Origin of the sequence: Aurantimonas sp., assembly GCF_964217435.1 — a bacterium.
GTDB lineage: Bacteria > Pseudomonadota > Alphaproteobacteria > Rhizobiales > Rhizobiaceae > Aurantimonas > Aurantimonas coralicida.
Genome location: NZ_CAXPJM010000037.1, coordinates 62,349 through 74,905, shown reverse-complemented (window position 1 = coordinate 74,905; position 12,557 = coordinate 62,349). Strand labels below are relative to the sequence as shown.

Sequence of the window (12,557 nt, the reverse complement as noted above, 5' to 3'; positions counted from 1 at the left end):
CCGCGCTAGTCGGGGACGAGCCGCCAGGCGCCGCCGCTTCCGGCTGGTGCACGCTTCGCAGCTTGGAACGTGCATCGCGCCCGCGGTGGTGTATCGTCATCTGCCTATCGCTCTCCCGAAGGTTGGAGCATGCCACGCACAGCAGTCTGGATCGAAAGCTTTAAGGGCAACCTAAGCGTGATCCGCGATTACGCCTGGTTGCTCAGCGGATCCGCCGGCCGGCTGGTCCTGTCGCTCGCCTATTTCGTCAGCATCGCCAACGGCCTGTCCGTCGGCGATTTCGGCCTGTTCGCCACCGCGTCGGCGACCGGCGTCGTCCTGTCGCGCATCGGCGGCTTCGGCTTCGTCTCGCCGCTCTACCGGATGGCCACGGTGCGCCAGCGTCTGGTCGGCACCTATACGGCCGGCCTGCTCGTCGCCTTCCTCCTGTCGCTACCCGTCGTCGCCATCGCCGCCGCCGGCTTCTATGCCGCCTTCTTCGACGGCGAGATGGGCATTGCCGCCTTCGTCGCCGTGGTCACCGCGGAAATCCTCTTCTGGCGGGCGCTGGAAGTGGTGGTCATCGTCAATAACGGCCTCGGCCGCTTCGGACGGGGCGCCAGCATCGTCATCGCCGGTTCGGCGATCCGCGCCGCCGCCGCGGTCGGCTTCGTCCTTCTCGGCAGCGGCACCCTGCTGGAATGGTCCTGGATCTACATGACGGCCAATGCCGTCGCTGCGCTCTTCGCCATTGTCGGCTTCTATCCCCGCCAGCGGCTGCGCTTCCGGCCGGCGCTCTATCTGGGGCGCTGGCGCGACAGCCTCTCGGTCGCCGGCGCCGAGATCATCTTCTATCTGCAGTCCGAGCTCGACAAGCTGCTCGTCCTGTCGCTGGGCGGACCGCAGATGGCCGGCATCTACGCCATCCTGATGCGGCTGATCGACCTGACCGCGCTGCCGATCCGCTCAGCCAACACGATGATCGTCCAGAAGCTCATGAAGAGTCCGGGCTGGATCTCCGACTGGAAGAGGCGCTGGGGACTGGAAGCGATCGTCGCGGTCGTCTCGGTCGCCGGGCTCGCGGTCCTCGGCGGCATCCTGCACCTCTACCCCACGCTCCTCGGTCGCAATGTCGCCGACGCCGCGCCGCTGGTCCTCGTCGCGCTGTTCGTCCCGGCCTTCCGCAATCTCATCGAATACGAGAGCGAGCTGCTCTATGCGCGTGGCAAGACCGGACTGCGCGCGCTGATCCTCGCCATTGTCGGCCTGATCAAGGCGGGCCTTCTGGTGGTGCTGCTGCGCGCCGCGCCCGACACCGAACGCTGGATCCTCGGCCTGAACGGGCTGTTCCTGGTGCTGTGGATCGTCTCGGCGTCCTCGACCTACGCCGCCTTCGACTGGTCGCGCCCGCGCCGCCGCCGGTCGCGCCGCTGGCTCAGGTCAGCCCCACAGCCCGGCGAATGAGCGCCGGGTCCGTCCCGGTGAAGGACTGGATGCCCGCCGCCACCTGATGCGGTGCGAGCCCGCGCGAGAAATCGGCCAGCGCCTGCGCGCCCAGTGCCGCGCCGTTCCAGTACATGTGGCAGAGTTCGACATCCGTCGGGACATGCCGGTCCGGCCGGTTCTCCAGCTCGGCGACGAAGCGGCCGTAGAGTGTGCATTCCGACAGCGCCCGCCCACCGACCAGGATGCTCATCCACGAGCGGCCGCCGACCGTCTCCATGCGGGCCTTCATCTCGCGCACCGTGTCCGTGCGCCACGGCAGCAGCGTCCCGATATAGCCTTCGTCGGTCGTTGCCGGCGCGTCGATCCCGAGCATGGCCCCGGCCCGGCGCGACCAGGCGCGGTGTTCGCTGCGGGCCGGCTCGTCGAGAAAGGCCACGGAGCCTGGACGCCGGAAGAAGTCGACCCCTCCGTTGCGGTGAAACCAGCCGAGATCGAAAGGCCGCAGGAACACGACGTCGGAATCCACCGACACGACGACCTTTTCGTCGAGCAGCGCGGAAATGGCGAGACGGCGCAATTGCTGCACGTGCCAGCCCCGCAGCGGCGGCCCCTTCGGCGTCAGCCAGATGCGGCGGCGCCCGAGCGACAACGGATCGGGAAACGGCCGCAGCCATCGCGGCAGCAGATCGCGTTCGTCGACGATCTCGCGGCGCGGGCCGGCCAGTTGCCGGAACAGGGCGACATCGGCACCCTCGACCATGATCAGATGACGGCGATGGCCGGTGACGCGCTGGTCCATGCTCTCGCACAGGAGGCGGCAGCGCTCGAAATCGCCGCGATAGCTCGACGTCACAATGGCCGACTGCAAGGTCATCGTCTCCGTCCCGCGGGCCTCAACACATCAGCCGATCGGGTGACGCGGCGCGAACCTATCGCGCAGAATCCCGAGGAGAAAGGCTGGATTGCCGAGAATGTAGCGCCGCCACAACCGTGCCGGCTCGAGCCCCAGGCGCCACACCCATTCCATGCGCAACCGCCGCACGAGCGCCGGCGCCCGCGACACGTTTCCGGCGTAGAAATCGAACAGCGCACCGACCCCGACGAACAGGCGACCGTGCCGCGAATTCAATGCGTTGACCAGGAAGAGCTCCTGCGCCGGCACGCCCATCGCCACCAGCACGATGTCCGCATCCGCATGCTCCAGCGCGGTCAGGACAACGGCCTGCCCCGCCGCATCGAAATAGCCGTCGGAGATGGTCACATAGTCGTGGTGGGGCGCAATCTCGCCGAATCGCCCTGCCGCACGCTCGGCAACGCCCGGCGCGCCGCCGATCAGCGCGACGCGCAGCGGCCGATCCAGCGCTGACAGAAGTCGCGGGACGAAGTCGGTGCCGTTGAGGTTCTCGCGAAAGCGCGCGCCGTAGAGAAGCCGCGCGGCGATGTCGACGCCGATCCCGTCCGGCAGGACCAGGCAGGCGGCCAGCGCCTGCCGGTAGTCAGGCTTCGCGCGCACCAGATTGACGCAATGGGCGTTGAGGAAGGCAAGCCGCGTCGGGCCGGCGTCGCTTGTCAGGGCTGCGCCCAGCCGGCGAATGGCGTCCGCTCCGGTGATATCGGCCACCGCGATCCCGGCGATCCGGCGCTCGGGCATCGCCGCCTGCGGGGATGCCTCCTGGGGCAGGTGCTGTCCGCCGTCCATCAGGCCGGATCCCGGCCGGCCAGGGCGACCGGCCCGGCTTCGGCGGCCACGCGCGCAGTGTCCCGCCGCCCCGGGCCGTTCGCCTGGCGGGCCAATGCCGTGCGCAGCATGTCGAGACCGGCGGCGATGCCGGCATCCAGCGCGGCGGTCTGCGACCGCACGAAATCGGCGCCATCCATGCGCACGCTCTCCCCGGCGCGCTCGGCGGCCACCAGCTCGACCAGCCGGTCGGCGAAATCCTGCGGATCGTCGGCGGTGCGGACATTTGCCGGCACGGCACCGACGCCCCGCAGGGCCTGCGGTGTCGCGACGGCCGGCATGCCCTCCTCGAAGGTCTCGATGGTCTTGAGCTGGATGCCGGTGCCGCCCCTCGTCGCCAGCGCCAGCACCCGCGAGGCGCCGACGAAGGCCTGTGCGTCAGCGACCCGGCCGAGGAAGGAGACGTTGCCGGGCAGCGCCGGCGGCGTGCCGTCGAAGTTGCCGGCGATGGCGACGCGGATGTCGGACGGCAGGCGCGGCACGACATGCGCCAGGAACCAGTCGAGACCGACGCGGTTCGGCGCCCAGCTCCAGGTGCCGATCAGTCCGACGTCATGGCTGCGCACGCCGTCGTCGGCGCGGGGGGAGCGTCCCGTCGTCAGGGCCAGCGGCCGGCAACGGGCGGTTCCGGCGAGGCCCAGCGCGGCGCGATCCTCCTCGCTCAGCGTGTGGATGACCGCCGCGTCGCGGCAGATGCGGTGTTCCACCCGCCGCAAGAGCGCGGCCTCGCGGGCATAGAGCGCCCGCGTGTGCAGGCGACCGGCATTGCGGGCATTCTCGGCGGCCGAGCGATGCTCGACATTGTGGGCGATGAAGATCGACGGCTTCTCCCCCGCCAGAAACGGATAGGCGGCGGGCATCTGCACCGAGCTCAGCACGTAGCCGTCCACCGGGCCGGCCTCCGCCAGCCGCGCGCGCAGCCCGTCCCGCGTCAGCCCGGCGACCTTGGCGGCCGACACCGGCAGGTTGCGCAGCGTCGCGGCGCCCACCCAGCCGATCTTCTGCGACAGCGACGCCGCGGCGTTCTCGATGGCCAGTTCGCCGAGACAGATCTCGTCCGCGCCCGGTTGCCGGCTCCCGGGCCGGCGAAAGCCGGCGAAGCTCAGGCGCACGCCCTGCCGCCGGTAGGACTGCGCGATCGCGTGATTGGCGATCTCGAATCCGGTCGACGGCCGGCCGTCCGGCAGCAGCGAGGAGAGAAAGAGAAGATGCATCCGACAAACCAGGGGTGTGCGCTGCAAGGAGCGGAATGCTGGCACGGAAGGATTGAAGGAATATCAACCCGCCGGATCAAACCCGGCAGGTTCGTGCCCAAAACGAGGATTTCCCCGTGCGACAGCGCGCGATCTGAGGGAAATCGATCCTTTCTTCACCTTTCTCTGGTCTGCTCGCGCCGAACCGCGGACAATCGCCCGAGCGAGATCGATGACCGACGCCATCACCATCGCATGTGAATCGCCCGGCCTCGATGGCGACGCCTTCGCGATCGTCGTCACTCTTCCGACCTTCCGCCGGCCCGAGCATCTCCTGAAGACGCTCGCCTCGCTGGCCGCGCAGCGGACCGCCCGTCCCTTTGCCGTGATCGTCATGGAGAACGATGCCGAGGGCCGTGCCGGGCTCGATGCCGCGCGCCCTCTGTTTGCCGACGGTCAGTTGAACGGCCTCGTCCTGATCGCCCATGAGCGCGGCAATTGCGCCGCCTACAATGCCGGCTGGCAGACTGCGCTGACGCGGTTTCCGGCGATGCGCCATCTGCTGGTGATCGACGACGACGAGATCGCCGACCCGGACTGGATCGACCGTCTCGTGGCGACCTCCGACAGGCTCGATGTCGATATCGTCGGCGGGCCGCAGGTGCCGGTCTTCGAGGACGGCGCCAGCACCCGCTACGCGCGCCATCCCGTCTTCACGCCGCATTACAGCGAGACCGGGGCGGTCCCGATCCTCTATTCCTCGGGCAATGTCGCGATCCGCCGGAAGGTGCTGGAGACGATCGGCGCGCCCTTTCTCGACACCGCCTTCAACTTCATCGGCGGCGGTGACAGCGACTTCTATACGCGTTGCCGCCAGCGCGGCTTCACCTTCGGCTGGTGTGCCGAGGCACCGGTTCTGGAGACGACCCCGGCGCGCCGCACCGAGTTTTCGTGGCTGAACGCCCGCGGCCTGCGCAACGGCGCCATATCCTCGATCATCGAGCGCCGGCAGACCTCGGGCGGCCGCAATGGGCTGCGCCGCGTCGCCAAGAGCGCCGCGCTGCTGGCGGCCTCGCCGCTGCGCTCGGCAGGGCTGGCCCTGCGCACGCGCTCGCCGGTGATCGGGCTTTATCACATGCAGGTCGCCATCGGCCGGCTGATGGCAGAATTCGGATGGGTGAATGAGCAATATCGCCGTCCAGAACAGAACTGACTTTCGCTCCTTCGGCGACACCCAGTGGTGGACGGATACCGTCCGCATGCTGCTGGGCGCCGGGATCTTCACGGCGCTGCTGGTCACCGTCACGCCCTTCGCCGTCACCTTCACCGGCGATCAGGACGCCGGCAGCCTGGCCAACCAGCTGGGTTACGCCTCCATGGCGCTGGTCGTCTTCGCCGGGCATGCCCTCCTCACCGACCGCACGACGCTGCTTGCGCTGGCCCGCCCCATGTGGCTCATCATGGCGGCGTGGCTGCTGGTCAGCGCCCTGTGGGCGGACAGTCCGGAAAACGCCCTGCGCGGCGCGGCCTTCACGCTGCTGGCGATGGCGACCGTCAGCGCCATCCTGTGCTTCCCCAAGGATGTACACGCCTTCCGCACCGCGCTGACGCTCGCCATGCTGGCCGTGCTGGCGCTGTCCTATTTCGGCGTCATCGCCATGCCGGGCCTTGCCATGCACGACGGCTCGGGCTCGGAGCCCCAGCATGCGGGCCTGTGGCGCGGCGCCTATTCCCACAAGAACGTCGCCGGCGCGGTGTTCGCCGTGGTGTTCTTCTGCGGTGTCTATCTGTTTCGCTGCGGCCAGCGCTGGTCGGGTTTCGCCATTGCGCTTCTGGCCGCCTTCTTCGTTCTGAAGACCGGTTCCAAGACGTCGATCACGCTGCTGCCGGTGGTCGCCGCCATCGTCATCATCGGGTCGCTCACCGGCCGCTGGCTGCTGACCATCGGCATCGCCCTGACCTTGACCGTCATGGCGTTCCTGACGATCGGCACGGTCCTGTCGCCGCTGTTCGACCAGATCGTCCAGACGGTGGTGCCGGGTACGACCTTCACCGGCCGCATGGATCTGTGGCGCTTTGCCCTGGAAGTCTTCGAAGGGCATGAATGGACCGGATTCGGCCTCAACGCCTTCTGGCAGAGCCAGGTCGTCTACGGCACCGAGCGCAATTTCGAACTGTCCTGGGATCCGCGCGGCAGCCCCAACGCCCATAATGGCTATCTCGACATCGCCATCTCGATGGGCCTGCCCGGCCTCGTCCTCGCCGTCATCGTGCTCGTCGTCCTGCCGCTGTGGGATTTCACCCGTGTCGGGCGCGATCGCGAGAGCCAGCGGCTCGGCCAGCTCTTCCTGATGGTCCTGGCCTATCTGCTGCTGAACGCGTTTCTGGAGAGCTTCCTGTTCGACCGGGCCAATCCGATCTGGATGGCGGTCTGTTTCGCGGTCATCGGCCTGCGGCTTTTGTCGCGCCACTCGGTCAGGGCGTAGAGCCGTCCGCGACAGGCTTGTCGGCCGGATGTCCGGCGACCGGAGCAGCCTTCCGTGCCAGGCGCTTCTGGCCATAGGCCATGCCCGGCCGCTCGATGAACCGCCAGGTGATCGCGCTCATGGCGATCGTGCCGGCCAGGATGATCGCCAGCGCCGTCAGCGACTGCCATTCCGTGCTGCCCATCAGGCGCTTGCCGTCCGCCGCCGCCGAGAAGATCGGCCAGCCGGTTCTGTCGCCGAGAACTGTCGCGACGTTCTCGGCGCGGGAGATGACGAAGGCGTGGGTCATGTAGACGGAGTAGGAGATTGCCCCGAGAAAGGCGATCGGACCTGCCTTCAGAAGACGGCTTATCGCGCCGCCCTCATGGCCGAAGACATAGATCGCGAAGGCGAAGACCAGGGGCGCGGCCACCGACAGCACCGATCCGCCGAGCTCGCTGACGAAGACCGCGACCAGCAGGACGCAGGCAAGCTCTGCCAGCGTCCAGGCGGTGCCCCCGACGGCCACCCGTCCACCAGCCCGCGGCCAGATCACCAGCCGCAGGACGGCGCCGAGCGAGAAGCCGGCGAGACAGCGCAGCCAGCCAAAGCGGACCGTCGTGTCCATTGTGCCCTCGACCAGCGCGATGACGACGAGTCCGGCGACGATGGTCACCGCCATCAGCGGCAGCATCGCCCGCGGCGCGCGGATGACCATGAGCGCGAACAGGCCATAGGCCAGAAGCTCAGCCGAGATGCTCCAGCTCGGATAGTTCCAGCCGAGCGTATCCACGGTGCCGAAGGAATGGCTCATCAGGAGGTTGTGGGCGAGCGCCACCACGGAATTGCCACCGACGAAGGCCTCCGACGGGCCCTTGGCCACCAGCATCAGGCACTCGAAGGCGACGAACAGCGCCAGCATGAAGAGATGCAGCGGATAGACCCGGAACAGCCGCAAGCCGAAGAAGCGGCCGAAATTCTGCTCTCCGCGCAGCCGGTCGTAGAAGGCGTGGGCGATGACGAAGCCCGACAGGACGAAGAAGAAGTCGACGAAGAGATAGCCGTGCCGGAAGAAGGCGGTCTCGTGGACGATGCCGGCGACCGGGGCGTGGAACAGGACGACCAGCAGCGCGCAGATACCGCGCCAGCCATCCAGCGCTTCGAACCGTGCCGGCTGGCTGCGATCCTGAACGGCGGCCTCACGCTGTTTGTCGTGCATGGCAATCCCCCCGGATGCCCGCGCCGATCGGCGGCGCCGTCGGCTCTCGCGGTCGTTGGACCCCGCCAGAATGGACCGGAAACGTTAAGCTTTTGGTCATGCCTCGATGCAGGGGGCGGCGATGGGCCGGATGTCGGGCCGAGATGCCGTTGCGGTCGGTGCCGGCGCGCCCTAGGTTCCGCGCTGCCAACACGGAAAGAACCCTTCGCATGACAGACCGCCTGCGCCTCCTCGCCGTCGACACCGACGACCTGGCGATCATCTCAGCCTATTGTCAGGACGCGGTGGTCAAGCCGAAGGACTGCCAGCACCGGGCCGCCGCCGGCCAGTTCATCGTCGAGATGAACCGCTTCGTCTGGGAGACCTCACAGGGCGTATCGCGCTTCCGCCTGTTCAAGAAGGCCGAATATGAGCGCCGCCGCGCGGTGCTGCATTTCGACCGGGTCACCGAGGTCAAGCATACCGGCCTCGCGCCCGCCTCCGACGACGTGCTGGTTCTCCTCGCCATCCGCTTCACTGTGACGGAAGCGCCCTCGGGGATTGTCGAGCTTGTCTTCGCCGGCGGCTCCGCGATAAGGCTGACCGTCGAGGTGATCGAGGCGCAGCTCGCCGATATCGGCGGCTCCTGGAGCACCGGGTCGAAGCCGGACCACAACCGGCCAGACCGGATCAGCTGACGGCCGCATGGCTGGCGCGCCCTGCCGCAAGGCAGGTGGAACCGCGACGGCCCGACGGCGTCCGACGAGAGTGACGGAAGGGGTTTGCAGAGTGCCGTCGAGGCTCAATACCGACGATTCCGGTTTCGAGGCGGAGTTTCGCGCTCTGCTCGGCGCCAAGCGCGAGCAGGCGGACGATGTCGATTCGGCGGTCCGCCACATCATCGCGCGGGTGCGCGAAGAGGGCGACGCCGCCCTGATCGATCTGACGCGCCAGTTCGACGGGCTCGACCTGACCCCCGAAGTGCTGCGGGTCGGCCAGGACGAGATCGACGCCGCCCATGCCGCAACGCCCGAAGAGACACTGGCGGCGCTGACCACGGCCCATGATCGCATCTCCAGCCACCATGCCCGGCAGATGCCCAAGGACGACCGCTATGTCGACGCGATCGGCGTCGAGCTGGGCAGTCGCTGGACGGCGGTTGATTCGGTCGGCCTCTACGTTCCCGGCGGTCAGGCGAGCTACCCCTCCTCCGTGCTGATGAACGCCGTGCCGGCCAAGGTCGCCGGCGTCGAGCGCATTGCCATGACGGTGCCCGCCATGCGCGGCGTCCTCAACCCGCTGGTCCTTGCCGCGGCGAAGATCTGCGGTGTCAGCGAAATCTACCGGCTGGGCGGGGCCCAGGCCGTGGCCGCCTTCGCCTATGGTACCGAGACCATCGCCCCCGTCGCCAAGATCGTCGGCCCGGGCAACGCCTTCGTGGCCGCCGCCAAGCGCCAGGTCTTCGGCACCGTCGGCATCGACATGATCGCCGGCCCGTCGGAAATCCTCGTTATCGCCGACGGCCAGAACGATCCCGACTGGATCGCCGCCGATCTGCTCAGCCAGGCCGAGCACGATTCCGCCGCCCAGTCGATCCTGATCACCGACGACGCGGGCTTTGCCGACGCGGTCGAAGCTGCCGTCGAGCGGCAGCTCAAGACCCTCTCGCGCGGCGCGACGGCGGCCGCGAGCTGGCGCGACCACGGCGCGATCATCCTCGTCGGCTCGCTCGACGAGGCCCCGGCCCTGTCCGACCGGATCGCACCGGAGCATCTGGAACTGGCGGTCGACGATCCCGAAGCCCTGTTCGCCCGGCTGCGCCACGCCGGCGCGGTCTTCCTCGGCCGGCATACGCCGGAAGTGATCGGCGACTATGTCGGCGGCTCGAACCATGTCCTGCCCACCGCCCGCTCGGCGCGCTTCTCCTCCGGCCTGTCGGTGCTCGACTTCGTCAAGCGCACCTCGATCCTCAAGCTCGGCCCGGACCAGTTGCGCGAGCTCGGCCCGGCGGCGATCGAACTCGCCCGTGTCGAAGGGCTCGACGCCCATGGCCGGTCGGTCGCGATCCGGCTGAACCTTTGAGGATGGCATGAGCGAAGCGGACGGCACGGGCGATGGCCATCTGATCGACGTCGAGCTCGACGACACGATCGGCCGGGCGACGCCCGACGTCGAGCACGAGCGTGCCGTGGCGATCTTCGACCTGATCGAGGAGAACGTCTTCAATCCGGTCGGCGCGCCCCGGGGCGGCCGCTTCAAGCTGAAGCTGTCGCTTGCCGACAAGCGCCTGGTCTTCGACATCCGCGACGAGAACGACGCGCCGCTGGTCGCCCATATCCTGTCGCTGACCCCGTTTCGCCGGGTCATCAAGGACTATTTCCTGATCTGCGACAGCTATTACGAGGCGATCCGCTCGGCCACGCCCCAGCATATCGAGGCCATCGACATGGGCCGGCGCGGGATTCACAATGACGGCTCCCAGACCCTCATGGAACGGCTGAAGGGCAAGATCGACGTCGATCTGGATACGGCGCGGCGGCTGTTCACCCTGATCTGCGTTCTCCACTGGCGGAGCTGACCCCGGCCATGGTGTGGCGAGTGACGGCATCGGGGCGAGATCGGGATGCGGGGTCCGGCAGGACCCGGCGCGGTTCCGCTGCCGCCGGGAGGCGTTGCCCATGAGCCCGGCCGGCGAAGGCGGCGACAAACGGCGCATCTCCTCGGTGCTGTTCGTCTGCGGCATGAACGCGATCCGCTCGCCCATGGCCGAGGCGCTGGCCCGGTCGCTGCTCCCCCAGTCGGTCTATGTCGCTTCCGCCGGCGTGCGCGACGGCCAGCGTGATCCGTTCGTCGACAGTGTTCTGGCGGAAAAGGGGCTCAGCCTCGGCGACCGGCGGCCGCAGCGGCTGGAGGATCTCGAGGACAGCTATTTCGACCTGATCGTCACCATGGCGCCGGAAGCCCACCACGCGGTCCTCGACGCCACCGGCACGGCCTCGGTGGATGTCGAGTTCTGGCCGATGCCCGACCCGTCGGTCGCCACCGGCAGCCGCGACCAGATCATGGAAGCCTACAGAGCGGTCTGCAGCCGCATCGACGACCACATCCGCAAGCGCCTGCTGCCGGATCAGGCGACGCCGCCCGCACCGACAGACTGAGGCGCCGGGCGGCCAACGCCGGAAGGGCCCTGCCCTATTCGGCCAGTGCGGCGATCTCGGCCTTCAGCTCGTCGAGCCCCACACCCTTTTCCGACGACGTCGAGAGAATTCGCGGAAACGCCGCCGGGTGCCGCTTGATGCCGAGCGCCGTCGCCTCAATCAGCTTCGGCACGCCGGTCGCCTTGATCTTGTCGGTCTTGGTCAAAACGATCTGGTAGGAGACGGCGGCCTTGTCGAGCAGGCCCATGACCTCCTCGTCGTTCTTCTTGATTCCGTGCCGCGCATCGATCAGCAGGAAGACCCGCTTCAGGCTGGCGCGGCCGCGCAGATACGAGAAGACCAGCTTCGTCCAGGCGTCGACATGGTCCTTCGGGGCCTTGGCATAGCCATAGCCGGGCATGTCCACCACCGCGATCGGCGGCAGCTCGGCGGTCTCGCCGCCATAGCCGTCCGGCACGAAGAAGTTGAGCTCCTGCGTCCGGCCCGGCGTGTTCGACGTGCGCGCCAGGCCCTTCTGGGCGAGAAGCGCATTGATCAGCGACGACTTGCCGACATTGGAGCGACCGGCGAAGGCGATCTCGGGCGGGCCTTCCGGCGGCAGGAACTTCATCGCCGGGACACCGCGCACGAAGACCCAGGGCTGGCCGAAGAAATGCGCGGCGGCCGGCGGCGGCGGCGTGTTGGCGTCGTCGGTCATGTCCTGATCCATCGTCATTTCGCCTTTTCCAGCGCGTCTATGTCACCGCCCCGGATCGCACCGAGATTGCGGCTGATCCTGTCGGCCGGCCAGTTCCACCACGCGATTTCCAGGAGGCGCCGGACGGCGTCGTCGGGAAAGCGCATGCGGATCGTTCTGGCCGGATTGCCGCCGACCACGGCATAGGCCGGAACGTCCTTCGTGACCACCGCATGGGCGGCGATCACCGCACCGTCGCCGACGGTGACACCCGGCATGATGGTCGCCTTCTCGCCGATCCACACGTCGTTGCCGATCCGCGTATCGCCCTTCACCCCGTCGCGGATGGTCTGGAAGTCGAAACCGTCGTCCCAGCCCTTGCCGAAGATCTGGAAGGGATAGGTCGAGATCCCGCCCATCGCGTGATTGGCGCCGTTCATCACGAAGGACACGCCGCGGGCGATGGCGCAGAACCGGCCGATGACTAGCCGGTCGCCGATGAACGGATACAGATGACCGACGCAGGCGTCGACGAAGCGCCCAGGCCCATCCGGGTCGTCGTAATAGGTGTAGTCGCCGATCTCGATCTGCGGATGGTCGACCAGCGGCTTCAGGAAGCCGACACGCGGATGCCCGGCCAAGGGGTGCGGATCGGTCGGGTCGGGTCCGTGCATGCTCGGTCCTTTTTGAGGACGGCACCCCCG

General features: G+C 68.2%; 13 protein-coding genes. 7 read left to right on the top strand and 6 right to left on the bottom strand.

The window, feature by feature from the left end; all coding sequences use genetic code 11:
* The first annotated feature begins 129 nt into the window (after positions 1-129).
* A complete protein-coding gene (locus ACEQX1_RS14380; RefSeq protein WP_370194200.1) occupies positions 130-1,443 on the top strand; it encodes a lipopolysaccharide biosynthesis protein in 1,314 nt (437 codons plus the stop codon).
* On the opposite strand, the gene ACEQX1_RS14375 is transcribed toward ACEQX1_RS14380, so the two are convergent.
* Genes ACEQX1_RS14375 through ACEQX1_RS14365 form a run of 3 tightly spaced genes read right to left on the bottom strand, consistent with a single transcriptional unit; the run spans position 1,415 to position 4,377 of the window.
* Positions 1,415-2,299 (bottom strand): DUF6492 family protein, encoded by an 885-nt coding sequence (locus ACEQX1_RS14375; RefSeq protein WP_370194202.1) that lies wholly within the window; start codon positions 2,297-2,299, stop codon positions 1,415-1,417. The two genes, ACEQX1_RS14380 and ACEQX1_RS14375, sit on opposite strands and share 29 nt — an antisense overlap.
* A 27-nt stretch (positions 2,300-2,326) precedes the next feature.
* Positions 2,327-3,076: a WecB/TagA/CpsF family glycosyltransferase gene (locus ACEQX1_RS14370; protein ID WP_370196961.1), complete on the bottom strand. Its 750-nt coding sequence runs from the start codon at positions 3,074-3,076 to the stop codon at positions 2,327-2,329.
* Positions 3,077-3,123: 47 nt separating this feature from the next.
* The gene (locus ACEQX1_RS14365; RefSeq protein ID WP_370196960.1) at positions 3,124-4,377 is read right to left on the bottom strand and encodes a glycosyltransferase family 4 protein; all 1,254 of its coding nucleotides are present in this window, start codon (positions 4,375-4,377) and stop codon (positions 3,124-3,126) included.
* A gap of 211 nt (positions 4,378-4,588) precedes the next feature.
* On the opposite strand from ACEQX1_RS14365, the gene ACEQX1_RS14360 reads away from it, so the two are divergent.
* Both ACEQX1_RS14360 and ACEQX1_RS14355 read left to right on the top strand, forming a co-directional pair.
* Complete coding sequence (locus ACEQX1_RS14360) at positions 4,589-5,569, top strand: glycosyltransferase family 2 protein (RefSeq protein ID WP_370195334.1); 981 nt, start codon at positions 4,589-4,591, stop codon at positions 5,567-5,569.
* The gene (locus ACEQX1_RS14355; RefSeq protein WP_370195333.1) at positions 5,538-6,842 is read left to right on the top strand and encodes an O-antigen ligase family protein; all 1,305 of its coding nucleotides are present in this window, start codon (positions 5,538-5,540) and stop codon (positions 6,840-6,842) included. The genes ACEQX1_RS14360 and ACEQX1_RS14355 overlap by 32 nt, the downstream gene beginning before the upstream one ends.
* Here the strand turns inward: ACEQX1_RS14355 and ACEQX1_RS14350 are convergent.
* The gene (locus tag ACEQX1_RS14350; protein ID WP_370195332.1) at positions 6,832-8,040 is read right to left on the bottom strand and encodes an acyltransferase family protein; all 1,209 of its coding nucleotides are present in this window, start codon (positions 8,038-8,040) and stop codon (positions 6,832-6,834) included. The genes ACEQX1_RS14355 and ACEQX1_RS14350 overlap by 11 nt on opposite strands.
* Before the next feature lie 209 nt (positions 8,041-8,249).
* Between ACEQX1_RS14350 and ACEQX1_RS14345 the strand changes: the two genes are divergently transcribed.
* The 4 genes from ACEQX1_RS14345 to ACEQX1_RS14330 all read left to right on the top strand — a co-directional run bounded on the left by ACEQX1_RS14345 (position 8,250) and on the right by ACEQX1_RS14330 (position 11,177).
* Entirely contained in the window at positions 8,250-8,717 is a 468-nt protein-coding gene (locus ACEQX1_RS14345) for a DUF2948 family protein (protein WP_009208227.1), read from the top strand.
* A gap of 91 nt (positions 8,718-8,808) precedes the next feature.
* A complete protein-coding gene (gene hisD, locus ACEQX1_RS14340) occupies positions 8,809-10,101 on the top strand; it encodes a histidinol dehydrogenase (protein ID WP_370195331.1) in 1,293 nt (430 codons plus the stop codon).
* Positions 10,102-10,108: 7 nt separating this feature from the next.
* Positions 10,109-10,597: a UPF0262 family protein gene (locus ACEQX1_RS14335; RefSeq protein WP_370195330.1), complete on the top strand. Its 489-nt coding sequence runs from the start codon at positions 10,109-10,111 to the stop codon at positions 10,595-10,597.
* A gap of 100 nt (positions 10,598-10,697) precedes the next feature.
* Positions 10,698-11,177: a low molecular weight phosphatase family protein gene (locus ACEQX1_RS14330; RefSeq protein ID WP_370195329.1), complete on the top strand. Its 480-nt coding sequence runs from the start codon at positions 10,698-10,700 to the stop codon at positions 11,175-11,177.
* A 34-nt stretch (positions 11,178-11,211) separates the two neighbouring features.
* Here ACEQX1_RS14330 and yihA read toward each other — a convergent pair whose 3' ends face one another.
* Together yihA and ACEQX1_RS14320 are read right to left on the bottom strand one after the other, a co-directional pair.
* Positions 11,212-11,874: a ribosome biogenesis GTP-binding protein YihA/YsxC gene (gene yihA / locus ACEQX1_RS14325; protein WP_024349334.1), complete on the bottom strand. Its 663-nt coding sequence runs from the start codon at positions 11,872-11,874 to the stop codon at positions 11,212-11,214.
* 14 nt (positions 11,875-11,888) lie between these two features.
* The gene (locus ACEQX1_RS14320) at positions 11,889-12,527 is read right to left on the bottom strand and encodes a CatB-related O-acetyltransferase (protein ID WP_370196959.1); all 639 of its coding nucleotides are present in this window, start codon (positions 12,525-12,527) and stop codon (positions 11,889-11,891) included.
* Between the last annotated feature and the right edge of the window lie 30 nt (positions 12,528-12,557).